Raw genomic sequence first — 22,239 nt, 5'->3', positions numbered from 1 at the left:
GAGCCGCATCCCATGTCTGATTATGATTTTATCGTGGTCGGCGGCGGTTCCTCCGGTTGCGTGCTGGCGAACCGCCTGTCGGCGTCATCCTCGAACCGGGTTCTGCTGATTGAGTGGGGCGGCTGGGATGACAGCTGGGACATCCGTACGCCGGCCACATTCTTCCGGGTGCTCGCGAAAGGCGAAAAGGTTAAGGAGTACAGAAGCGACGGCGATGCCGGGCTGGCAAACCGTTCGACAATTGTCCCGCAGGCCAAGGTGATTGGCGGGGGGTCGTCGGTCAACGGGATGGTCTATATCCGCGGACAGGCTGCCGATTACGACAGCTGGGCGCAAATGGGCTGCACCGGCTGGTCATACAGCGACGTTCTGCCGGTTTTTCGCGGCATGGAAAGGCACGAATTTCTCTCCAACGACTATCACGGTTCCGCGGGAGAATTGTGCGTGTCGCGCAATCTTCATGCCCATCCCCTGGCGCGCGCTTTCGTACGCGCGGGGCAGGAGGCGGGCCTTCCCTACAATGAGGATTTCAACGGTGCGGCGCAGGAGGGGGTGGGCTTCTATCACACGACCACCCATGACGGGAAACGCTGGAGCAGCGCGACGGCGTTTCTCCAGGAGGCCCGCGCGCGGCCGAACCTTACGATCATGACGCAACAACGGGTTGACCGGCTGGAAACCGAGGGGCGGCGCGTTGTCGGGGTGCGACTGGCCGATGGTCGAAGCATCCGCGCAAAACGCGAGGTCGTGCTCACCGCCGGGGCCATCGCGACACCGGTTCTCCTCCAGCGCTCCGGCATAGGCAATGGCGAGGAACTGCAGAACCTCGGCATCGATGTCGTTCATGACCTGCCGGGCGTCGGGGAGAACTATCAGGACCATCTGGAATCGACTGTCCAGTTCGAACTGAACGACCCGATATCCATTCTGGGTCAGGACAAGGGATTTTCCGCCCTCAAGCATTTCTTCCGGTATCTGGCGAGCAAATCCGGCCTTCTCGCTTCGAACATAATCGAATCCGGCGGTTTCGCAGATACGGCTGGGACCGGATTGCCTGACATCCAGTTCCATGTGCTGCCGACATTCATCGGTTTCGTGGACCGCGATCCGGAGCCCGGCCACGGTATCGCCATCGGACCTGCCTTCCTGCGGCCGCGGTCACGAGGGCAGGTCAAGCTGAAATCATCCGACCCGAATGTCGCGCCGGACTTCAAACCCAATTCGCTGTCCGATCCCGAGGATCTGGAGACATTGGTGCGCGGAACCGAACTGGCCATCCGTATCGGCGAGCAGCCGTCTCTTGAGAAGCTGGTGAAACGCCGCGCCTTGCCGGAACCCGGCGTCGAGAAGGATCCGAAGGCCATGCGCGATTACGTGCGGTCGGTCGCCAAGACGATCTATCATCCGGCCGGGACAGCGAAGATGGGCCCCGGCACTGACACGATGGCCGTCGTCGATCCGCAGTTGAAGGTTCACGGCATGGAAGGGCTGCGGATTTCGGACTGTTCCGTCATGCCGACGCTCGTATCCGGAAACACCAATGCGCCCGTCATGATGATCGCCGATCGCACGGCAAACTTCATGCTCGCCGATGGGTGACAGCGCTGATTTTTTGCGGAGCAACGCTGGGCTCGCCACTAAGTCCTGCCAGCACAACGAAGAAAGTGAGAAAGACGATGAATAGCAAAAATGCCGAGCGCGGGCTTGAATTGCGCCGGGCGATGTTTGGAAAAGAAACGACGGATCGCCAGGTGAGCGAATGCGGCGATTTTCTGAAGCCGATGCAGGCCATCGTCACGGAACACTGTTTCGGCGACGGCTGGCAGAATGAGGTCATCGACCTGAAATGGCGCAGCCTGCTGACCGTGGCCATGCTGACCGCTGCAGGGCGAAGGCACGAGATCAAGATCCATGTGCGCGGTGCGCTTTCCAATGGTGCCTCTCGCGAGGAGCTTCAGGCCCTGTTTCTTCATGCTCATCTCTATTGCGGTATCCCGCTCATGGTCGACGCGATGCTGGCAGCGAAGGAAGTATTTGACGAAATCGACGGGGAGCAGAACGCATGAGCGGCGAACACATAGGACTGGTCGGCCTCGGCAACATGGGCAAGCCGATGGCGAGGCACCTTGTCGCCAAGGGGTTCTCTCTGACCGTTTACGATGTCGACGATCTTCTCACCCGGGATTTCGCGCAGGAGATCGGAGCGACAGCAGCGGCAAATCTGGCCGAATTGGGCGAGGCCAGTGGCATCGTGATCACGATGCTGCCGACCGGAAGCGTGGTTCGCGAGGTTGTGACATGCGATGGCGGGCTTGCTGGCAGAATGTCCGCCGGCGACGTCATCGTTGATATGAGTTCGTCGGAGCCCGGTGGATCGCGCATGCTGGCGGACGAACTGGAAAAGTCGGGGGTCGTGTTTGCGGACGCTCCGGTTTCAGGTGGCGTGCCGGGCGCGGTGAACGGAACGTTGACGATCATGGTCGGCGCGAAGGATGCCGCACTGGTCGACAGGCTTCGCCCCGTGCTCGAGACCTTCGGAAAGAAGATAATCGCCACTGGGGGCGTCGGTTCGGGACACGCGATGAAGGCGCTGAACAACTTCATCGCCGGTTCGAACTTCGCGTCCGCCAGCGAAGCGCTGATCCTCGGCGAACGTTTTGGCCTGGATCGTGCTGTCATGCTGGACATCATCAACACGTCTACGGGCCGAAATTTCGCGACCGAGAATCTGCTTGGTGCCCAGGTGCTAAGCGAGCGCTACAATTCGGGTTTCACACTCGGACTCTTAACCAAGGATGTTGGCATCGCCGCCACCATGTCCGAGGAGCTCGAGGCAAATCTGCCCATGGTCGCGCAAACCGGCTCTTGGTGGCGTGGGGCACTTGAGGCAGGCAGTTCCGACGACGACCACACCACCGCCTATCGCCACTGGAGTGCCATTGCCGCGAAATGAGGACGGGGATTCGTCTGCCCGGAACGGCCCTGGCAGTCGTTCCGGGACGCCGCATTTAGATAACGAAAACTTGATCCAAGAAATATTTTAATGATTTCAATAATTTGAGATTGCGACGGTATCAATGACGGTACAGCAGCCCAAGTGTCGCAAGTTTACTCGCGAAAACAATGCACTATCCACCCAGTATAAGATCGAGTGGGAGTGAGGGACGTAGGTGCCGGCTTTGGAAAAATGCCGGCGCAGCCGAGTTTCAGTCCGGCCGCATTGGATTGGGGCGTTCAGACGAACGCCATCTCCTCGGACTCCCGAAGAATCGACCCCAAAACATGCAGGGCCGAGCTGAGTTTCTCGGGCGTTTCTGCCGCGCCGAGGCACACGCGAATGCCCGGCGCGACGCCTGATGCGGCGCTCAGCGGGCTGGGCGTTGCCAGCGTAATGCCGCGGAACGCGGCCTGAGCGGCGAGACTTGTCGCGGTTCGCCCCGCGGGCATGGTGAGCCATGCGTGGAAAGCGGGCACCGCCGTCGAGTGCAGATAGCTGCCCAGAATGCTCTGCGCCAGCATCGTTCTTTCCGCAGCCGCATTGCGCTTCAGCCGGATCTGGCTTTCGAGCGCGCCGCTTTCGATCATCCTCACAACGGCTTCGCTCATGATCGCGTTCGCCATCCAGCCGGTGGAGCGGATGGCATTGACAATCCTGTCGCGAAACGCGGCAGGCGCGTGCAATGCGCCGATCCTGAGCCCGGGCATCAGACATTTCGCGAAACTGATCACGTAGAATGAGCGCTCGGGCAGGAAGGACGAAAGCGTTGGCGGCGGATCGGGACAGAGGAAACTGTACACGTCGTCCTCGATGATCCACGCGTCATGGCGACGAATGATCTCGGCGATCTCGCGACGGCGCTCCGTCGGCATGATCGAACCGGTCGCAGTCTGGATCGTGGGCGTGCAGCACAGAACCTTGGAACCCGTTTCTCGCAACGCGGCATCCAGGGCGTCGGGAACGAGCCCGTGGTTATCCATCGCCACGCCGTGCAGCACATAATCTTCCATGAGTGCGAGAGCGGTCAGCCCCGAATAGGGGAGGTTCTCGGCCAGGACCGGTGTGCCGGGCCGCGCCAGAAGACGGAGCGAAACGGAGATGGCATGCTGCGCGCCGTTGGTAATGTAGATGTCGCTCTGCTCAACGGCGGTTCCATGCCGTCCGAGCCACCCGGCAACCGCCGCGCGGTGCCGTCTTATACCCTGGTGCGGCAGGTAGCTCAGCAACGACGGAAAATCGTCATCCGCCGCGATCTCGTTGAGGACCTTCGCAAAGATCGCGGCCTCACCCGTGGCCGGAGGCGCGTTCAGGGCCATATTGACCTGCTCCGCGCCAGTCGTCGATTCGACGACGCCGATATTGTTTGCAGGCGGCAGTACGAATGTGCCGCGCCCGACTTGCCCCGAAATAAGGCGTTGACGTTCGGCAAGCGCGTAGGCTTTGGAAATCGTTCCCACGCTCAATCCGAGCTGGGACGCCATCTCCCTGTGGGTGGGCAGGCGTTGGCCGCCGGCAACCCGGCCACTCGCGATGTCGCTTTTCAGGGCGGCGACGATCTGAACGTAGCGTGGGCCCTCGCCGAAAGGGAGTGTCGGGTACCAGTCCATTGCATCCTCTGCGCTTTTTCGACGAATAGGACAATTTTCGGATTGTCGCAACATTTTCCTTCCCGGAGACGGTATCCGCACGTGTTCGCCGTCTTTTTTGCGCTGCCGCATATGGATTGTTGCATTGCGTCCAAAGGAATCTGGAAATTAAACCACTAATTGTATAACTTTCCGTTTGACATATCGCATTGTCATTGTACCGTTGGGCAAATTGAGAAACATTGTGTTAGTGGGTCATTCCAATGCTATATGAAATGCGTGTCTATGAGCACGTCGAAGGATGTGCGGACAAAGTGCGGCAGCGTTTCATCGAGGAAGTGGTGCCGCGCCTGCCGGGGCACGGCATTGAACTGCTTGGTGTGTTCACCGATGCCGACAGTGGCATGCTGACCTACCTGACGCGTTACGAAGACGAGGAAGCCCGTGACAAGGCTTGGGCGTCGTTCGGAGGCGACGAGGGCTGGAAGGCTGCGAAGGCGGCTTCCGAGGCCAATGGTCCTCTGATCGCCAAGCAGCACAAAACGGTGCTGAAGCCGCTGGTTCCCGGACTGCCGAACAGCTGACCGTCCCGGCAGGCCTCTGGAGGAGTATGTCGTGAAAGCGGCCCCATTCAACTATCTGCGCCCGGCCTCCGTGACGGAGGCTTGCGAAGCGCTGGCGGACGACGCGGAGGCGCGTGTGCTGGCCGGTGGCCAGACGCTCGTGCCCATGCTCGCCATGCGGCTCGCCCGTCCGTCGTTGCTGGTGGACATCACTCGGCTCGACGAATTGGGCGCCATAGAGGATTCCGGCGAAGGCATCGCCATCGGTGCGGCCGTGCGTCAGGCGGTCGCCTTGCGCTCGGATTTGATCGCCCGTGAGGTGCCGCTGCTTGCGGCAGCGCTTCCGAATGTCGGCCACCCGCCGACCCGCGCACGCGGCACTGTCGGTGGATCTGTTGCGCATGGTGATCCGTCCGCGGAGATCGCGCTCGCCGCAACCATACTGGATGCCCGGATCGTCTTCCTCGCCGACGGTGAGGAAGAGGTGATCACGCCCGAAGACTTCTTCATCGGTCCCACTGTCACAATGGCCCCGATGGGCGGTCTCCTGACACGCGTCATCTTCCCGAAACGGCCATCCGGTCGCGTTGGAGCCGGGTTCCGTGAAGTGGCGTCCCGTCGCAGCGACTATGCCTTTGCCTCCGCCGGCGCGCAGGTCGTGCTGGATGCCGAAGGAAAATGCATCGAGGCCTTGCTGGGCATCGGCGCAGTCGGCGATGTCCCGGTTGCTGTCGATGTATCGAGTCTCGCGGGAACCGGTCTCGGCGAGAAGGATGTTCAGGACGCGGTCGAAGCTGCGCTCGAGGATCTCGAATGCGTCGAGGATCTTCACGCCACTGCGAGCTATCGCCGCCGTGCCGCCGCGCGTCTCGCCGGGCAGGCGCTGGAAGACGCGCGTGTGGCCGCAATGGGAGAGGCGGCATGAAAACAAACCTCACAGTCAACGGCCAGCAGGTCCAGATCGATGTCGAGCCGCGCGTGACGCTGCTTGATGCGCTGCGCGATGAACTCGGTCTCAAGGGCACGCATGCCGGGTGCGAGCATGGTGTATGCGGTGCCTGCACCGTGGAAATTGACGGCGAGGCCGTGCGCTCCTGCCTCATACTCGGCGTTCAGTGCGACGGGACGGAGGTGACAACCATCGAAGGCGTCGTGCCGGCGCCGGGCGAAATGGACATCATACAGGACAGCTTCTGTGCCACCCACGGCCTGCAATGCGGTTATTGCACGCCGGGCATGATCCTCGCTGCAAAGACCTTGCTGGCCAAGAACCGCGACCCGTCAGACGAAGAGATCCGCGAAGCGATCTCGGGCAATATCTGCCGTTGCACCGGCTACGGGCAGATCGTCGAAGCGGTGCGGCTCGCGGCCAGGCGGTTGCGTGAAAGCAACGCTGCGGCGGTGGAGGCAGGCCAATGAACGAGCACGCCAAACCATTTTCCGGCCGTTACGTTTCGTCGGATCGTCGGGTCCGCGAGGACACCCGCTTTGTCGCCGGTGCAGGCCATTTCGTGCAGGACATCGAACGCCCGGGCATGCTGCACGTGGCGCTCGTCGCCAGCCAACATCCCGCGGCGACCATCGAGGACATCGATGCGTCAGAGGCGCTGGCGATGGAGGGCGTGGTTGCTGTCGTGGACGGAAACGAACTTTCCAACGCCGTCAATCCGCTGATGAACGGCCTCGATACCCCGGAAGTGCGCCGTTTCCCGCTTGCAGTTGGGCAGAACCGATATGCCGGGGAATGGGTTGCGGCCGTGGTCGCGACCAGCCGGGCGCTCGCCGAAGACGCGGCGGAAAAGGTCAAGGTCAAGGGCGAGAAGCTCGGCTATGTGATGGATCCCGAAAAGGCGATGGAAGGGGATTCCACCCCGGTCCATCCGTCGCACGGTTCCAATGTCCTGCTCGACCGTACCTTCGACTGGGGCCCTGTCGAGGACGATTTCGCCAAGAGCGACGAAACGCTCAAGCTGCGCGTGACCTGGGGTCGCAACTCCACCGTGCCGATCGAGACATTCGGCGTGATCTGTGAGTGGAACGCCTGGGAAAACGTGCTGGAAGTCTGGGCCTCGATCCAGATGCCGAAATACGCCGACCAGATCGCCCGCGCGCTTGGCCTGCGCGGCAATGACGTTCGCGTGTATTACGATGTCGATGTCGGCGGTTCCTACGGAGTGAAGCGCGGGATCAAGCACACGGTTCTGGCGGCTTATCTGGCGCGCAAGCTCGGACGCCCGGTTCGCCTTATCGAGGATCGCCTGGAAAACATGCGTTCGGGCGACGCCCACGGCCCGGAGCGGATTTTCGATATCGAGGTTGCCTTTGACCGCGATGGGACGATCAACGCGATGAAGATGCGTGCGCTTGACAATGCCGGCGCCTACGCCGGTCGGGCGCCGTTCCAGCTCGGCAAGCCGATCGGAGCGATCGTTGGCCCCTATCGCATCAACTCGGTGCAGTATCGCGCGCAATCGGTGACCACGAACAAGGCGGTCCAGGAGGCGGTGCGCGGCTTCGGCCAGTCTCCGACCAACTACGCGCTGGAAACCATGATGGACCGGGTTGCCGAGCACCTCGGCATGGATCGGATCGCGCTGAGGCGCAAGAACTTCATCCGGTCGGACGAGTTTCCGTGGGAGATCCCGTCCGGCAGCAAATATGACAGCGGCGACTATCATGCGGTGGTCGACAAGGTATTGGCGCAATCGGGCTACGAGGACATCGTCGCCGAACGCGACCGCCTGCGTGCGGACGGCCTCTGCGCTGGAATCGGAATCGCCGCCTGCCTCGAGCCGTCCGGCGGCAACTCATCCTTCGAACCGCTTCTCAATCCCAAGAACCGCACATCCACCTGGATGGAAGGCAGCCGCGTGAACGTCGATGCGCTCGGCGACGTCACGGTGACAATCCACACCACGAGTTCGGGGCAGGGGCACGAGACGCTGGCGGCGACCGTTGTCGGTGAAGTGCTCGAAATCGACCCAGACCGCATTCGTGTCGTGAGGCCGGACAGTCTCGGTTCTCTGCCCGGCAACTCGCCGGTTGGCAGCCGCATGGCGATCATGCTTGGCGGCGCGGCTGCGAATGCCGCGCGCGATATCAAGCGCCAGATTTCCGCCATCGCCGCCCATTCGATGGGCGTGGCGCCCGACGCCGTGACCTATGCCGAGGGCGTCGTGCACGGGCCGGACGGCCGGAAGGTCGAATGGAGTGAGGTGGTGGACATAGCGCACCGGCGTTTCCACGACCTGCCGGAAGGCACCAATCCGGGCCTGACCGCCAGTTTCATTCAGCAGGTTCCCACGGGCGTTGCTCTTCCGAAGGATGGCAAGGCACAGATGTACCCCTGCTATTCCTTCGAGTTTCATGTCGTGCTGATGGCATTCGACCCGGTGCTCGCGAAGCCCGAGATCCGGCGCTACATCATCGGTCACGACTGCGGCACGGTCATCAATCCGCACATCGTCAAGGGCATGACGCTGGGCGGTATCGCTCACGGGATCGGCGCGGCCCTGCTCGAGGAATTTGCCTATGACGCGGAGGGTCATCTGATGACCCAGAGCTTCCTCGACTATCTGATGCCTTCGTCAAACGAGGTGCCAGAGGTCGAGATCGTGCACCATTGTACCCCGTCGCCCTTTACCGAATTTGGTCAGAAGGGTTCGGGCGAAAGCGGATATCTGGGTGCGCCGGCGGCGATCTCCGGCGCGATCCACGATGCGCTCCGCCCCTGGAACATCCACCTGAACAAACTGCCGATCCGGATGAGCGCAATCAGCGACGCCATCGCTTCGGCCAAGGAGAACACATGATCATCGACGCCCACGCCCATCTGGTACCGCCGAAGCTTCTGGAGGAACTTCAGGATCGCGCATCGGAGTTCCCGAGCGTCGCGATTACGCCGAAGGACGGGAGCGTGAGCTTTTCCTTCTCAGGCAAGAAGGCGACGCGTCCGGTTTCGCCCGGCCTCACGAATATCGAGAAGCGCCTTGGCTGGATGGATGCGCAGGGAATCGATCGGCAGGTCGTCGCCGGATGGCTCGACATGTTCGGAAATGACCTGCCCACCGAGGAAGGCAAGGCCTGGGCGCGCACCATCAACGCCCATCTTCTGGCCGCCGGCAAGGAAAACGGCGGTCGTTTCGTCGGTCTCTCCGTAACGCCGACCCAGGATGGGGCGGCGGCGGCGGAAGTGCTCCGCGAGGCGCATGAAGCCGGATTTTCAGGGACAATGATCGGCACGCAGCCAAACAATGGCGGTGGCGAACTCGACGATCCCGCGCTGGATGCCTTCTGGCAGGCGGCCCATGACCTGGGCTCCATCGTTGCCATTCATCCCGTTTTCGATGCGGGCGACGACAGGGTACACGACTTCGGCATGCCGAACGCGCTGGGACGTATCACCGACAGCCTGATCGCGGTCACCCGGATCATATATTCCGGTCACGTCGAGAAATACTCGAATGCCAAGATCGTCGTTGGAATTGGCGGTGCCGCGCTGCCGTATGTTATCGGCCGGCTGCGCCACAACCATGCGCTTCATCCCGAAGACATGGCAGACCCGGTCAAGGCGATGTCACTGCTCTATTATGACACGCTTCTGCATGACCCCCGGGCACTGCAATTGCTGATCGACTGCGTCGGCGCCGACCGCATCATGCTGGGGTCCGACATGCCGTTTCCGATTGGCGATCCGAAGCCGCGTGAAATCCTGGATGGCGTTCAGCTGACCCCGGAACAGCGCCTGAGTATCGAATCCGGTCTTGCTCTCGAACTGATGGGAGAAACCCGATGAAGATGGAACTCTACGGCAGCGAAGAAATCGCTGCCAGCCGTCAGGACCTCTGGGATGCGCTGCAGGATCCGGCGGTGCTGACGGAGTGCATTCCCGGCTGCAAGGAAATGACCGAAATCGCCCCGGACGATTACGAGGTCAAGATGCAGTTGAAGGTCGCGGCTGTCGGCGGGTCTTTCGATGGCAAGGTTCGCCTTTTCGACAAGGATGAACCGGAAAGCTGCCATATCACGGTGTCCGGTGGCGGCACTTTGGGCACCGGCGACGGTACCGCGAAATTCACGATCTCTGAACTGGAGCCGGGCAAGTCGCGGCTGGACTACGAAGGTGAAGGCGAGATTGGCGGCCTCGTGGCCGGAGTGGGGCAACGAGTCCTGAAATCTGTCGCCAAGCATCTGACAAAACAATTCTTCACTGCGCTCAAAAAGCATTTCGGCGCTGAAAAAGCGGCCGGTTGAGCACGGCCGCAATCGAAGCCGAGAGGAGACGAGCGGTGGGAGATACACACAGGATAACGACGCCGGAGGGCCACGGGCTGGCTGTTTCGCGCAGCGATGGCGGCGGGCTGCCGGTATTGTTCCTCAATTCCTTCGCCGCCGATCACACCATGTGGGACGCAGTGCGGGCGCGGCTTGACCGGTTGACGGTCGCCTTTGATGCGCGCGGACACGGTGTTTCCGATATCCCGGCATCGCCGCTTACGGTCGAAGACCTCGCGGCGGATGCGCTGGCGGTGATGGACGCGGAAAATATCGAAAGCGCGGTGCTGTGCGGCCTCTCGCTTGGCGGCATGACCGCGATGCATCTCGCCGATCAGGCACCGGAACGCGTGGCCGGGCTGGTGCTTGCCAATACCGCCGTCAATTTCCCTCCTGTCGAGATGTGGCGCGAGCGTGCGCTTGCGGCCCGCGAGGGGAGGTACGCCGATCTCGTTTCGCCGACGCTCGAGCGCTGGCTCACCAAGGGCTGGCGCAATTCGCATCCGCAGGAGACCGCGCGCGTGCGCGCCATGCTGGAAGCAATGCCGCCCGAGGGCTATGCGGCGGCATGTCATGCACTGGAGAGCGGGGACACGACAGCGGCCCTTTCGGCCTGGGCAGGTCCCACGCTTGTCATCGCCGGAGCACATGACCAATCCGCCCCCGTCTCCCGGTCGGAGGAGATGGTGAGGCTGGCGTCAGGCGCGAATATGGTCGTTCTCGACGCGGCGCATGTTTCCGCCATCGAGGCATCCGACGCCTTCGCGGCAGCGCTGGAAACCTTCGTCGCAAAATGCGAGGCGCAAAAAGGCTGACCCGCGCGCCGTTACTGTGGGATCTCCGGGGCAGCGCGGCTGATCCCGGAAGGTTCCGCGCGGCGGCCTAACCGCCATGATACGCGCGCCACAGCAGCGCGAGGGCGGTCCAGCCCAAAACCCCAAGCACCAGATTGTCGAAGAGCTTGATCGGAATTCGGCGCGCCAGGACATTGCCGACCCAAAGGCCGAAGGCAACCGCGGGCAGGGCGAGAAACCCGGTCGTGAGAATGCCGCCCGAATAAAGTCCCGTCATGCCGAGCACCGGGACCTGTACGGCGGTGAAAACGAAAAACATGGCGCCGGTTGAAAAGATAAATTCCGGCCGCGTCGGCCGCTGCGCGTGGAAATAGGTGATTCCGATCGGGCCCGAGATGCCGGTGAACCCGTGCAAGAGGCCTGCGGCGAACCCGACCGGAGCGGCGAGGCGTCGCGCGACCTGTGATTGCAGCGTCAACGTAGGCGCCATGAGCCGCATCGCGATATAGATGGCCAGGATGGCCGCGAGCCCGACCTCGAGCAGGACTTCGGCAACGCTGATGAGAAGAGACGTGCCCAGTGCCGTTCCGATCCCGCCCGCGACAATGAACGGCAGAAGAATTTTCCGATCGGGCACAGAGCGGCGAAACTGCCAGATTTGAACCAGATTGGCCGCGGCCACGGGCAACGCGACAATGGCCAGCGCCTTTGGCAAGCCCACGAGAAGCGCGAGGCCGGGGATGGCGATCATCGGCAGGCCTATGCCGAGAATTCCCTTCACCGCAGCCCCGATCGCCAGCAGAACGAAGCCCGCGATGGCGATGCCGACGCTCATTGTGCATCATTCCGGGATAGGACAATCTGATTTATCCACGCAGGCGATGTGGCACGTGCGAACAGCACAGGCTTTGAAATAGTTGGATAAATCGGAATTCGATGCAATTGACCTTCGCATGTGCAGCATGATTGTATCATTTTTGTGATCCAATTTCTGGAATGAACTATAATTAATTTGACAATTTGCGCAATCGGACTGTAACGTTTCTCATCATCACGCGCGACGGGTCGCTTTCATGGCCTTCGAATGCGTGGCAAAGGGAGGAAGATATGAAAAGCATTCAACACCTGATGTCCGCCACCGCAATCGCGGCGAGCCTTGCAATTTGTGGCCCGGCAGCGGCTCAGGACGCGCTCACCGACGTCTCCATCGTGGTGTTCGGGCCGCCGTCGCTGGGGGCCTTCCTGCCGCCGATCATCGAAAGCCAGAATTTCGATGAAGCGCATGGTCTTTCGATCACTTTCGAGCAGCGCACGCCCGACGCCTATGCCGCGCAGTTCAACTCTGGCGAGTTCAAGGTCGGCGGTTCGGCCGCCCTGTTGACCGTGGGCCTGGCCGAAGCGCGCGGTGTCGAGGCGACTTACCTCTTCAACCTCTTCGATTACTGGGGCGCCGTGGTGACCACGCGTGACGATGTCCAGTCTCTCGGGGATCTGGCAGGCAAGGATCTGGCCGCCGCGACAGGAACAACGAACTACCAGATGTTCAGGTGGCTTGCCGCGCAGCAGGGCGTCGATCTCTCCTCCGTGACCGCCGTCAACACCGCGCCTCCCGGCCTCGTCGGTTATGCGATGGCGGACCGTGCTGCTGCCGTCCAGCTGTGGGAACCGGCTTTCACGTCGCTGTCCGCGCAGAATGACGCCATCCGGTCGATCGACCTGAACATCAAGGGTGCCTGGTCCGAGTTCGCCGGCTCCGAAAAGATCCCGTATCTCGGCGTCGCCGCGCATCGCGATTGGGTGGCAGAGAACCCGGAAGCCGTCGAGGCGCTTTACGCCGCCTATTCGGATGCTGCCAAGTTCGTCAGGGAAAACCCCGAGGAGGCTGCGGCCATCATCGCGGGTGACGGCACGGACGATGTTCGCAAGAACTACACCACCCTGATCAAACAGAACGACCGGCTCGGGCTCAATGTCGCGTTGGCTGCTGACATGCAGGAGGAAATCCGCAGCGTGTACAAGGTTGGCGTTGAACTGGATTACCTGCCCGCAATGCCGACAGACGCCACGATCTACGGAGCATCCGGCGAATGAGGGACATTGCTTCCGATCGGCAATCCTATGCCGATTCGGTATTCGATACCGTGCGGTGGGCCTTCTGGCTCGCCGCACCCTTTGTTCTGATTGCCGCTGCGTGGCAGGTCGCCTCGCTGTTTTTCCCGCCATTCCTGTTTCCCTCGCTGATCGACGTTTTTGCGAGGGTGTGGGATATCCTGACGACCTGGTCCCAGTTTTCGTCGGTTCTGGCGACCGCGATGCGTATCCTCGGCGGCTTGGCGGGCGCTTTCCTGCTCGGGGCGGTTCTCGGCGTCGCCATCACGAACTCCCGAATGGCCGATCGGCTTTTGACGCCGACGCTGACCTTTTTTCAGGGTATCCCGGCGCTCTCATGGGTCGTTTTCGCGATTATCTGGTTTCACGGGGTCGAATTCCGCATCATTTTCATCATGGTGATGACGACGCTGCCGGCTTTCACGTTTCAGGTCGTTGGCGCACTGCGCGGAATGGACAAGGACCTTCTGGAAATGGTCATGAGCTTCCGCCCCTCGCGCTGGAAGTTTTTCACCGCGATGGTGCTGCCGGCCGTGCTTCCGGAAGTCATCACAGCATGGAAGGTCAATCTGGGCAACGCGTCACGCGTCGTTGTCGTCGCCGAACTCGTCGGGTCTTCCGGCGGCGTTGGCTATCAACTGCTGCAGCAACAGCAACTTTTCGACATGGCCGGCGCCCTGGCCTGGACGTTGCAATTGGTCTTTTTCGTGCTTCTGTTCCAGTGGATCCTGTCGCAGTTCGAGCAGTTCGCTTTCCGCTACCGTTCAAAATCCGAACGTAGCTAAGGGGCCGGTTTCATGAATTTGGCGAAGGTAGACAATATGTTATCCCTCGACGACATGCGTTTCAGCGCGCCTGAGGGTGCGGAAGTTGAGATCGCGTTCCAGAATGTGACGAAGCGCTTCGGCGATCTGGTCGCGGTAGACGATCTCTCTCTCGATATCCACAAGGGCGCGCTCGTCGCCCTGCTCGGCAAGACCGGTTGCGGCAAGTCGACCATGTTCAACATGATCTCCGGGCTGATGGCTCCCACCGATGGCCGGGTCGAGGTCATGGGTCACTCCCCATTCCGCGAATTCGACTGGTATCGGGGGAAGATGGCGATCGTCTTCCAGTCCGACAGACTGCTTCCATGGCGTAGTGCCGTGAAGAATGTGGAACTCGGACTTGAGACGCTGGGGCTATCGGCCGCCGAGCGCACGGAACGTGCGCTCTACTGGCTGAATGCGCTTGGCCTCAAGGGACACGAAAACGACTATCCCCATGCCCTTTCCGGCGGCATGCGCCAACGCGTTTCCATCAGCAGGGCCTTCGCGACCGATGCGCCGCTCCTGTTGTGCGACGAACCGTTCTCGGCGCTCGACGAAATCACGTCGAGACGCCTTCGCACCGAATTCGCGCGCCTCGTCCGCGAAAACAACAAGACCGCGGTCTTCATTACCCACTCGATCGACGAAGCTTTCGATATTGGCGACCGGATCGTCGTGCTGAAACGTCCAGCCGAGATCGCGCTCGATCTCAGGATGTCTGCGGACGTCAGTGACGTGGATCGCGAAAGGATTCGCGACACGATACACGACACGCTGGACGCCTGACCCGTCGGCAAGATTGACGGCGTGGCAGCGGTTCACTTGGTGATGTGGATGGCGACAAGATATTGCTGTGAGTTCCCGCTGTCTGAAGTCGATAAATTAAAGGCTTGGATACCTTTTCCCGTCACGATTGCATTGACCAGAAACTACGGGATTTCGACGTGAACAGCGCCATTCATGAAGAGCAGGTCTTCGACCTTGCTCCTGTCGCCATGTGGATCGAGGATTTCAGCGGCGTTAAGGCCTTCTTCGATAAATGGCGCGCTGAAGGCGTGCAGGATCTTCGTGCCTATCTGAAGGAAGATCTCTCCCGCGTCGCCGACTGTTCCAGCGCAATCCGCGTGCTGCAGGTCAACCGCCGGACACTCGAACTCTTCGAGGCGAGGGACCAGGACCATCTGGTCTCCAATCTCGACTCGGTGTTCCGGGATGACATGCTGACCACGCATATCGAGGAACTGGCACAGCTTTGGGATGGCGCGCGCGAGTTTTCCAGCAACGCCGTCAACTACACCCTCTCCGGGCGTCGTCTCGATATCCAGCTGCGCGGCTCCGTTCTGCCCGGCCACGAGGAGACGATGGACCGGCTCCTGCTGACCACCGAAGACGTGACGGCGCGCGAGGAAGCGCGTCGCCGCGCGGAAGAGCAGCGCCGATACGCGGAAGGGATTTTCGAGCATTCCCCCGTTTCGCTCTGGGTCGAGGATTTCAGCGCGATCAAGACGCTCCTCGAGGAAATCCGGGAACGCGGGATCACCGATTTCCGTGTCTTTACGGATGTACACCCGGAGTTCGTGCGCCAATGCATGAGCGAGGTCCGGGTCATCGGGGTCAACAATGCGACGCTCGAACTCTTTCGCGCGCCCGATCGCAAGACGCTGCTTCAGCGGCAGCAGGAAATTTTCGGCGACAACACGGAGCAACATTTCCGCGAGCAACTCATCGAGTTGTGGAACGGCAACCTGCTGCATGGCAGGGAGGTGGTGAACTATGCGCTGGACGGGACGGAGCGCCACGTCCTGCTGCAGTTTTCCGTATTTCCCGGTCACGAAGACGACTGGTCCCTCGTCCAGGTGTCGCTGACCGACATCACCGCCCGCAAGAAGGCGGAAGCCTATCTGGAATATCTCGGCAAGCACGACGTCCTGACGAAACTGCACAATCGCGCTTTCTATACGGATGAACTGAACAGGCTCGAGAGAAAGCCGCTGCGTCCGGTTGCGGCGATCCTGATCGACCTGAACGGGCTGAAGGAAACCAATGACAGCCTCGGTCACGAGGCCGGCGACAACATGTTGCGCAGGCTTGGCGAGGTGTTGAACGAAGCGGTCTCGCAACCGAACTGCGCTGCCAGGATCGGCGGCGACGAATTCGCCATTCTCATGCCGGGCAGCGGCTGGCTGGAAGTTGCGGTGATGGTGGAAAACATCCAGAAGCTCCGCAAGATCAACAACCAGTTCTATTCCGACGCGCCGCTGGAAATCGCACTGGGCGCCGCTGTCAGCGAAGCCGGCGAGAACATGGAATCGGTCATCCGGCGTGCCGATTCCCTGATGTATGCGGAGAAGCGGGAATACTATTCCGCCAAGCGGAAAGAAGCAGCCCGCAACGTCAACGCGGCCTGAAACGGAAGCGCGCCAGGGAACCCGGGCCACCCGGGGACAGCGCGATCGGGCGCATTCCGGATCGTGACGCGTGTCACGGGAAGTAATTGATTATCCTGTCATAATAAATTCTATTCCAAGCATTCACTTGTTGCATTTCAGCCGGTATTGGAAGTCGCACGCTGCGGGGCTATCGGGTCGATGGCCTGTTGCATCAACGTCCAGGGAGGACCCGAATGGCTGACGCCTTTATCTGCGATTATGTCCGCACACCGATTGGCCGCTTCGGTGGCGTTTTGTCTGCGGTTCGCACCGACGATCTTGGCGCGGTGCCCATCCGGTCGCTGATGGAGCGCAATACGGGCATCGATTGGGAGGCCGTCGAGGATGTCTATTACGGCTGCGCCAACCAGGCGGGCGAGGACAACCGCAACGTTGCGCGCATGTGTTCCCTGCTTGCCGGACTGCCGGTCACAGTGCCGGGGACCAGCATCAACCGGTTGTGCGGGTCGGGCATGGACGCCGTCATCATGGCCGCGCGGGCGATCCGGGCCGGCGAGATGGATTTCGCCATCGCCGGTGGCGTGGAAAGCATGAGCCGGGCACCCTTCGTCATGCCGAAGGCCGACGCCGCATTTTCGCGTCATGCCGAGATCCACGACACGACGATCGGCTGGCGCTTCGTCAACCCTGTCATGAAGAAGCAATACGGCGTCGATTCCATGCCGGAGACCGGCGAGAACGTCGCTGAAGAATTCAGCGTGTCACGCGAGGATCAGGATGCCTTCGCGCTGCGATCGCAAGCCAAGGCCGCCGCCGCGCAGAAGAATGGCCGCCTTGCCATGGAGATCGTCCCGGTCGAAATTCCCCAGCGCAAGGGCGATCCGGTTCTTGTCGATCGCGACGAACATCCGCGCGAAACATCCATGGAAGCGCTGGCCAGGCTGCGCACACCGTTTCGCGACAACGGCACCGTCACCGCAGGCAATGCATCGGGCGTCAATGACGGAGCGGCGGCTATGATCATCGCCTCCGAGGCTGCTGCGAAAAAGCACGGGCTGACGCCGATCGCGCGCATTGTGGGCGGCGCGACGGCCGGCGTTCCGCCGCGTATCATGGGTATCGGCCCTGCGCCGGCGACGCGGAAACTCTGCGCCCGGCTGGGCCTGACGCCGCAGGACTTCGATATCATCGAACTGAACGAGGCCTTTGCCAGCCAGGGCATCGCCGTCCTGCGCGAACTCGGCATCGTCACAGACGCCGAACACGTCAACCCGAATGGCGGCGCGATCGCGCTTGGCCACCCGCTCGGCATGTCCGGCGCGCGGATAACCGGCACGGCGGCGATCGAGATGCGCGAACGCGGCGCAAAGCGCGCGCTGGCGACGATGTGCGTGGGCGTGGGGCAGGGCATCGCCGTCGCGCTGGAGGCGATCTAGGCGCTATAGCCTGGCGCCTAGAATTCCACTTCGAGTTCGACGATCTCGTCCGGTTCCGCCAGGGCGCCGTCTTCCCATTCCTTCATCAGCGGCCAGTTGAAGATGGTCTCGCAATAAGCGTCCAGCGGCGGCTCGAGGTCCACGGCATAGGTCCGGAACCGCGTGCAGACCGGCGCGTACATCGCGTCGGCGACGGTCGGATTCACGCCGAACAGGAACGGCCCGCCAAATGTCGTCAGGCATTCGCGCCAGATCGCCTTGATGCGCTCCACGTCAGGCCGCGCGCCGGAGAAGATCTTGAAGGACTTGTGCCGTGCCTTGAGGTTCATCGGCAGGGCGGATCGCAGATTTGCGAAGCCCGAATGCATCTCGCCGGATATGGCCCGGCAATGCGCCCGCGCCACCATGTCGGACGGCCAGAGGCCCGCCTTGGGGCGAATTTCGGCGAGATATTCTGCGATCGCCAGCGTATCCCACACGGTCACGCCTTCATTTTTCAGCCGCGGCACCAGCACCGAAGGCGAAAGCAGCAGCAGCTCCTGGCGCATTTCCGGACTGTCGAGGTCTGCATGTTCCTCCTCGAAGTCGAGGCCGGCCATCTTGCACAGCAGCCAGCCGCGCAAAGACCATGAGGAATAATTCTTGGAGGATATGGTCAGGACGGTTCCGCTCATCGATTATCCGTAAGCCTTTGTGACAATTCCGTGCTGGCATAATCTTCTCGCATCGCACACGAATTTGCACTAGCTTTTTTGCAGCGCACATAATCGGCGAGGACCGGAAGCCGCGAATGCTGTACCAGACCTATCAGTTGCAGGATGATTTCCTGACTCCGATACGCGATTTCGCGAACTTCATGACAGGCGGGCTCTATCGCCACATACCGGCGCCGCCGGGCTCGCCCATACGCGGGTTCGCCGCGGCCTGGGAACTGATCTCGCGCTACCGGTTGACCCATGAGCGCCCGGAGTTCGGCATAACGAGCGTTCGTGTCGGCAACAGGGACGTGCCGGTGACCGAGGAGGTCGCGCTGGACCTTCCTTTCGGCAAGCTGCTGAAATTCTCCAAGGACGTCGATACCCGTCAGCCGCGGGTGCTTGTCGTCGCACCCTTGTCCGGCCATTTCGCAACGCTTCTGCGCGGTACGGTGAAGACGCTTCTTCAGGATCACGAAGTCTATATCACCGACTGGACGAATGCCCGCGACGTGCCGCTGGATGCCGGGGATTTCGGTGTTGAGGACTATGTGGACTATCTCATCCGCTTTCTGGAGGAGATCGGCCCCGGCGCGCACATCCTCGCCGTCTGTCAGCCCTGCGTTCAGGCGCTCGTGGCCGTCGCGGTGATGTCGGAGGAGAAGAACCCGGCAACCCCGCACTCGATGACATTGATGGCGGGCCCGATCGATCCGCGCGAAAGCCCGACCGAGGTCAACGAGTTCGCGGTTTCGAAGTCGCTCGACTGGTTCGAAACCTCGGTCATTTCGAGGGTTCCCGCGCGGTTTGCGGGTGGTGGCCGGGGAGTCTATCCGGGTTTTCTCCAACTCGCCGCGTTCGTGGCGATGAATATCGACCGGCACTCCTCCGCGCATCGCAAGCTGTACGATCACCTTGCGAAGGGTGAAACGGACGAGGCCGCGAAGATCAAGACGTTCTACGACGAGTATTTTGCCGTCCTCGACATGACCGAGGAGTTCTATCTCGAAACGATCGACCGGATTTTTCACAAGGCCGAACTCGCCACCGGCGACTTCACCTACCGCGGGAAAAAGGTCGATCCCGGCGCGATCCGCCACACCGCGCTGCTGACGGTCGAGGGCGGACGAGACGACATCTGCGCGCTCGGCCAGACATCCGCGGCGCATGATCTCTGCAATACGTTGCGGCCGCATCTCAAGCGCCATCACCTGCAGGCCAATGTCGGCCATTACGGGGTCTTCAACGGAAAGCGTTGGGAGCGCGAAATCTATCCCGTCGTGCGCAACATGATCCTGGCCACCGACTGACGAACGCGTCGATCGGGACCGCTGCCATTCTCCCGCCACACCGTAGCGTGATAGCGCGTGATCAATGCCACATGGCTTTTCGCGTGATTTGCTTTAACTATCGGAATCAACGCATTCCCGCACACTGAGGATCAACTCCGTGTTCCAATCCTTTTTCCCCAAGCCGAAACTGTTCTTCTTGTCGGTCATCCTCTGGACCGCCGTCGCCATGACGCTCTGGTATGCAGGGGCGCATAACTGGGGGCAGTATCTCGGCCTCGGTGTGGCGTCCCCGGAAGACGAGACCATTGTCGGCATCCAGTACTTCTGGTCGCCATCCTTCCTCTGGCTTTACCTCTATTACGTCATCGCGGTCGTGATCTTCGCCGCCTTCTGGTTCAAGTGGTCGCCGCATCCCTGGCAATGGTGGTCGATTATCGGTTCGTCGGTGATCCTGTTCACCACCTATTTCGGCGTCCAGATATCGGTTGCCCTGAACAACTGGCGCCGGCCGTTCTTCGACCTCGTGCAAAACGCCTTCGAGGACGATTCGACGGTCACGGCGGTTCAGCTCTACGATCTGATCGGGGTTTTCGCGGCGATCGCCTTCATGGCGATTTTCGTATTCGTCGCGACCCGCTTCCTCGTCAGCCACTGGATCTTCCGCTGGCGCACCGCGATGAACGACTACTACATGGCCCGCTGGAAACAGCTGCGCCACATCGAGGGCGCCTCGCAGCGCGTGCAGGAAGACACGATGCGGTTTGCCGGCATCATGGAGGGGCTCGGCGTGTCGATGATCGATTCCGTCATGACACTGATCGCGTTCCTTCCGCTGCTCTGGTCCTTGTCCAGCTACATCACGGAATTGCCGATTGTCGGTGACATTCCGGCACCGCTCTTCATCGCTGTGATCTTCTGGTCGACCTTCGGCACGGTGCTGCTTGCCGCGGTCGGCATCAAGCTGCCGGGGCTGGAGTTTCGCAACCAGCGCGTCGAGGCGGCCTACCGCAAGGAACTCGTCTACGGCGAGGACGATTTCGATCGCGCGCAGCCGATGACGGTCAGCGAACTGTTCGGCCACGTCCGCCGGAACTATTTCCGGCTCTATTTCCACTACATGTATTTCAACGTGTTCCGCTCGCTCTTTCTGCAGGCCGACAACATCTTCGCCTATTTCCTGCTGATCCCCACCATCGTCGCAGCGGGCACGGTCGGCTTCACGTTCGGCATCATGCAGCAGGTCCTGACCGCATTCAATCAGGTCTCGAACTCGTTCCAGTATCTCGTCAATTCCTGGACGACGATCGTCGAACTTCTGTCGATCTACAAACGCCTGAAGGCTTTCGAGGCGGCCATCACCGGCGAGGATCTGCCGGACATCGACAAGGAATGGCTGAAGATGCATGGCGCGCCGGACGGCGACGGTACGGAGACCATGGGATCAGGCGTCTGATCCCACGCTGTTTCCGGTCGACGGGGCCGATCCCTCAACGGGGTCGGTCTTGGCATGCGATTCCATTTCCGAGTCGATCTCCGCGCCGAGCAGAATGACGAAAGCCGAAAGCCACAGCCACATCAGCAGGATCACCACCCCGCCCAGAGACCCGAAGGTTTCGTTGTAGCTGGCGAAATTGCGCACATAGACGGAAAACATCACCGACGCGCCAAGCCACAGAAGACAGGCGATGGCGGCGCCGGGCGTGATCCAGCGCCAGCGCGTCTTCGGACGGTTCGGCCCGAAGCGATAGATCAGCGACAGGCCAAGGACCGCGAATGCGAGCAGGATCGGCCAGGGAAGGAACGAGACGAACGTCTCGGTCCCGCGCGCCAGCGGAAGCACCGCGAAGACCGCCGGCAGGACAATCGTGGCTGCAATGGCCACGAGAAAGCCGACGATCAGGAAAAGCGTCATAACGAATGTCAGCCAATACTGGCTGATGATGTTGCGGCGCTCCTTCACGTCGAAAGCGACGTTCAGCCCCGCGATAATGCTGCGAATGCCCTTGGACGAGGAGTAGATCGCGATCAGCACACCAGCCAGCGCGGCAAGTCCCAGACCGCCTTCACGCGATCCGGCGACCTCAGTCGCCTGTCCGACGATGATTGCGGCCGCCTGTTGGGGAAGCAACTGACCGAAGCTTTCGAGTTGGTGAACGATGGTCGACGGCTCGGCCACCAGCCCGGCGATCGCCATACACGCGGTGATGCCGGGAAAAACCGCAAGCAGGCCGTAAAAGGCGATGCCGGCCGCTATCAGGCTGACATTGTCTTCTCCGACCTTCTGGAACACGCT

Annotated in this window: 21 protein-coding genes; 17 read left to right on the top strand and 4 right to left on the bottom strand. The window is 61.3% G+C overall.

All coding sequences use genetic code 11. The features are described from left to right. The first annotated feature begins 12 nt into the window (after positions 1–12). From ACQK2M_RS20095 to ACQK2M_RS20085, 3 genes are read left to right on the top strand one after another with little or no spacing between them, the layout of a single operon-like run. Positions 13–1,599, top strand: coding sequence for a GMC family oxidoreductase (locus ACQK2M_RS20095; protein ID WP_425419257.1), 1,587 nt, complete (start codon positions 13–15; stop codon positions 1,597–1,599). After that, positions 1,596–2,066, top strand: coding sequence for a carboxymuconolactone decarboxylase family protein (locus ACQK2M_RS20090; RefSeq protein ID WP_425419256.1), 471 nt, complete (start codon positions 1,596–1,598; stop codon positions 2,064–2,066). The genes ACQK2M_RS20095 and ACQK2M_RS20090 overlap by 4 nt, the downstream gene beginning before the upstream one ends. After that, a complete protein-coding gene (locus ACQK2M_RS20085; protein ID WP_425419255.1) occupies positions 2,063–2,953 on the top strand; it encodes an NAD(P)-dependent oxidoreductase in 891 nt (296 codons plus the stop codon). Before ACQK2M_RS20090 ends, ACQK2M_RS20085 begins: the two co-directional genes overlap by 4 nt. Before the next feature lie 281 nt (positions 2,954–3,234). Here ACQK2M_RS20085 and ACQK2M_RS20080 read toward each other — a convergent pair whose 3' ends face one another. After that, entirely contained in the window at positions 3,235–4,605 is a 1,371-nt protein-coding gene (locus tag ACQK2M_RS20080; RefSeq protein ID WP_425419254.1) for a PLP-dependent aminotransferase family protein, read from the bottom strand. Between the two features lie 242 nt (positions 4,606–4,847). On the opposite strand from ACQK2M_RS20080, the gene ACQK2M_RS20075 reads away from it, so the two are divergent. From ACQK2M_RS20075 to ACQK2M_RS20045, 7 genes are read left to right on the top strand one after another with little or no spacing between them, the layout of a single operon-like run. After that, positions 4,848–5,168 (top strand): NIPSNAP family protein, encoded by a 321-nt coding sequence (locus tag ACQK2M_RS20075; protein ID WP_223478481.1) that lies wholly within the window; start codon positions 4,848–4,850, stop codon positions 5,166–5,168. Positions 5,169–5,199: 31 nt separating this feature from the next. Then, positions 5,200–6,072: an FAD binding domain-containing protein gene (locus ACQK2M_RS20070; RefSeq protein WP_425419253.1), complete on the top strand. Its 873-nt coding sequence runs from the start codon at positions 5,200–5,202 to the stop codon at positions 6,070–6,072. Then, entirely contained in the window at positions 6,069–6,566 is a 498-nt protein-coding gene (locus ACQK2M_RS20065) for a (2Fe-2S)-binding protein (RefSeq protein WP_425419252.1), read from the top strand. Before ACQK2M_RS20070 ends, ACQK2M_RS20065 begins: the two co-directional genes overlap by 4 nt. Beyond that, the gene (locus tag ACQK2M_RS20060; RefSeq protein ID WP_425419251.1) at positions 6,563–8,959 is read left to right on the top strand and encodes a xanthine dehydrogenase family protein molybdopterin-binding subunit; all 2,397 of its coding nucleotides are present in this window, start codon (positions 6,563–6,565) and stop codon (positions 8,957–8,959) included. Before ACQK2M_RS20065 ends, ACQK2M_RS20060 begins: the two co-directional genes overlap by 4 nt. Then, entirely contained in the window at positions 8,956–9,942 is a 987-nt protein-coding gene (locus tag ACQK2M_RS20055; protein ID WP_425419250.1) for an amidohydrolase family protein, read from the top strand. Before ACQK2M_RS20060 ends, ACQK2M_RS20055 begins: the two co-directional genes overlap by 4 nt. Further along, on the top strand, positions 9,939–10,400 hold the full coding sequence (locus ACQK2M_RS20050) for an SRPBCC family protein (protein ID WP_425419249.1): 462 nt from the start codon (positions 9,939–9,941) through the stop codon (positions 10,398–10,400). Before ACQK2M_RS20055 ends, ACQK2M_RS20050 begins: the two co-directional genes overlap by 4 nt. A 35-nt stretch (positions 10,401–10,435) precedes the next feature. Further along, a complete protein-coding gene (locus ACQK2M_RS20045; RefSeq protein ID WP_425419248.1) occupies positions 10,436–11,236 on the top strand; it encodes an alpha/beta fold hydrolase in 801 nt (266 codons plus the stop codon). A 67-nt stretch (positions 11,237–11,303) separates the two neighbouring features. On the opposite strand, the gene ACQK2M_RS20040 is transcribed toward ACQK2M_RS20045, so the two are convergent. Further along, positions 11,304–12,050: a TSUP family transporter gene (locus tag ACQK2M_RS20040; protein WP_425419247.1), complete on the bottom strand. Its 747-nt coding sequence runs from the start codon at positions 12,048–12,050 to the stop codon at positions 11,304–11,306. Positions 12,051–12,322: 272 nt separating this feature from the next. Here ACQK2M_RS20040 and ACQK2M_RS20035 point away from each other — a divergent pair, with 272 nt between their 5' ends. The 5 genes from ACQK2M_RS20035 to pcaF all read left to right on the top strand — a co-directional run bounded on the left by ACQK2M_RS20035 (position 12,323) and on the right by pcaF (position 17,959). Then, complete coding sequence (locus ACQK2M_RS20035) at positions 12,323–13,306, top strand: ABC transporter substrate-binding protein (protein ID WP_425419246.1); 984 nt, start codon at positions 12,323–12,325, stop codon at positions 13,304–13,306. Further along, on the top strand, positions 13,303–14,109 hold the full coding sequence (locus tag ACQK2M_RS20030) for an ABC transporter permease (RefSeq protein WP_425419245.1): 807 nt from the start codon (positions 13,303–13,305) through the stop codon (positions 14,107–14,109). Before ACQK2M_RS20035 ends, ACQK2M_RS20030 begins: the two co-directional genes overlap by 4 nt. A 36-nt stretch (positions 14,110–14,145) precedes the next feature. After that, positions 14,146–14,919, top strand: a complete 774-nt coding sequence (locus ACQK2M_RS20025) for an ABC transporter ATP-binding protein (protein WP_223478471.1) — start codon at positions 14,146–14,148, stop codon at positions 14,917–14,919. A gap of 209 nt (positions 14,920–15,128) precedes the next feature. Continuing rightward, complete coding sequence (locus tag ACQK2M_RS20020; RefSeq protein WP_238484375.1) at positions 15,129–16,541, top strand: sensor domain-containing diguanylate cyclase; 1,413 nt, start codon at positions 15,129–15,131, stop codon at positions 16,539–16,541. Positions 16,542–16,756: 215 nt separating this feature from the next. Then, complete coding sequence (gene pcaF, locus ACQK2M_RS20015; protein WP_425419244.1) at positions 16,757–17,959, top strand: 3-oxoadipyl-CoA thiolase; 1,203 nt, start codon at positions 16,757–16,759, stop codon at positions 17,957–17,959. Between the two features lie 17 nt (positions 17,960–17,976). Here the strand turns inward: pcaF and ACQK2M_RS20010 are convergent, their stop codons facing one another. After that, positions 17,977–18,633: a glutathione S-transferase gene (locus tag ACQK2M_RS20010; RefSeq protein WP_425419243.1), complete on the bottom strand. Its 657-nt coding sequence runs from the start codon at positions 18,631–18,633 to the stop codon at positions 17,977–17,979. A gap of 116 nt (positions 18,634–18,749) precedes the next feature. Between ACQK2M_RS20010 and ACQK2M_RS20005 the strand changes: the two genes are divergently transcribed. Beyond that, entirely contained in the window at positions 18,750–19,964 is a 1,215-nt protein-coding gene (locus ACQK2M_RS20005; RefSeq protein ID WP_425419242.1) for a polyhydroxyalkanoate depolymerase, read from the top strand. Between the two features lie 139 nt (positions 19,965–20,103). Next, positions 20,104–21,399, top strand: a complete 1,296-nt coding sequence (gene sbmA / locus ACQK2M_RS20000; protein ID WP_425419241.1) for a peptide antibiotic transporter SbmA — start codon at positions 20,104–20,106, stop codon at positions 21,397–21,399. Here the strand turns inward: sbmA and ACQK2M_RS19995 are convergent. Continuing rightward, entirely contained in the window at positions 21,388–22,236 is an 849-nt protein-coding gene (locus ACQK2M_RS19995; RefSeq protein ID WP_425419240.1) for a YihY/virulence factor BrkB family protein, read from the bottom strand. The genes sbmA and ACQK2M_RS19995 overlap by 12 nt on opposite strands. Positions 22,237–22,239 lie beyond the last annotated feature (3 nt).

Source organism: Oricola indica, from assembly GCF_965227485.1.
Lineage (GTDB): Bacteria > Pseudomonadota > Alphaproteobacteria > Rhizobiales > Rhizobiaceae > Oricola > Oricola indica.
This window is presented reverse-complemented; position numbering and strand designations above follow the sequence as displayed.

Excerpts from the sequence above, each read along its gene's own strand:
- ACQK2M_RS20095 (WP_425419257.1), top strand. The coding sequence starts at position 13 with ATGTCTGATTATGATTTTATCGTGGTCGGCGGCGGTTCCTCCGGTTGC.
- ACQK2M_RS20085 (WP_425419255.1), top strand. The coding sequence starts at position 2,063 with ATGAGCGGCGAACACATAGGACTGGTCGGCCTCGGCAACATGGGCAAG.
- ACQK2M_RS20080 (WP_425419254.1), bottom strand. The coding sequence starts at position 4,605 with ATGGACTGGTACCCGACACTCCCTTTCGGCGAGGGCCCACGCTACGTT.
- ACQK2M_RS20075 (WP_223478481.1), top strand. The coding sequence starts at position 4,848 with ATGCTATATGAAATGCGTGTCTATGAGCACGTCGAAGGATGTGCGGAC.
- ACQK2M_RS20065 (WP_425419252.1), top strand. The coding sequence starts at position 6,069 with ATGAAAACAAACCTCACAGTCAACGGCCAGCAGGTCCAGATCGATGTC.
- ACQK2M_RS20060 (WP_425419251.1), top strand. The coding sequence starts at position 6,563 with ATGAACGAGCACGCCAAACCATTTTCCGGCCGTTACGTTTCGTCGGAT.
- ACQK2M_RS20055 (WP_425419250.1), top strand. The coding sequence starts at position 8,956 with ATGATCATCGACGCCCACGCCCATCTGGTACCGCCGAAGCTTCTGGAG.
- ACQK2M_RS20050 (WP_425419249.1), top strand. The coding sequence starts at position 9,939 with ATGAAGATGGAACTCTACGGCAGCGAAGAAATCGCTGCCAGCCGTCAG.
- ACQK2M_RS20040 (WP_425419247.1), bottom strand. The coding sequence starts at position 12,050 with ATGAGCGTCGGCATCGCCATCGCGGGCTTCGTTCTGCTGGCGATCGGG.
- ACQK2M_RS20035 (WP_425419246.1), top strand. The coding sequence starts at position 12,323 with ATGAAAAGCATTCAACACCTGATGTCCGCCACCGCAATCGCGGCGAGC.
- ACQK2M_RS20030 (WP_425419245.1), top strand. The coding sequence starts at position 13,303 with ATGAGGGACATTGCTTCCGATCGGCAATCCTATGCCGATTCGGTATTC.
- ACQK2M_RS20025 (WP_223478471.1), top strand. The coding sequence starts at position 14,146 with ATGTTATCCCTCGACGACATGCGTTTCAGCGCGCCTGAGGGTGCGGAA.
- ACQK2M_RS20020 (WP_238484375.1), top strand. The coding sequence starts at position 15,129 with ATGTGGATCGAGGATTTCAGCGGCGTTAAGGCCTTCTTCGATAAATGG.
- pcaF (WP_425419244.1), top strand. The coding sequence starts at position 16,757 with ATGGCTGACGCCTTTATCTGCGATTATGTCCGCACACCGATTGGCCGC.
- ACQK2M_RS20010 (WP_425419243.1), bottom strand. The coding sequence starts at position 18,633 with ATGAGCGGAACCGTCCTGACCATATCCTCCAAGAATTATTCCTCATGG.
- ACQK2M_RS20005 (WP_425419242.1), top strand. The coding sequence starts at position 18,750 with ATGCTGTACCAGACCTATCAGTTGCAGGATGATTTCCTGACTCCGATA.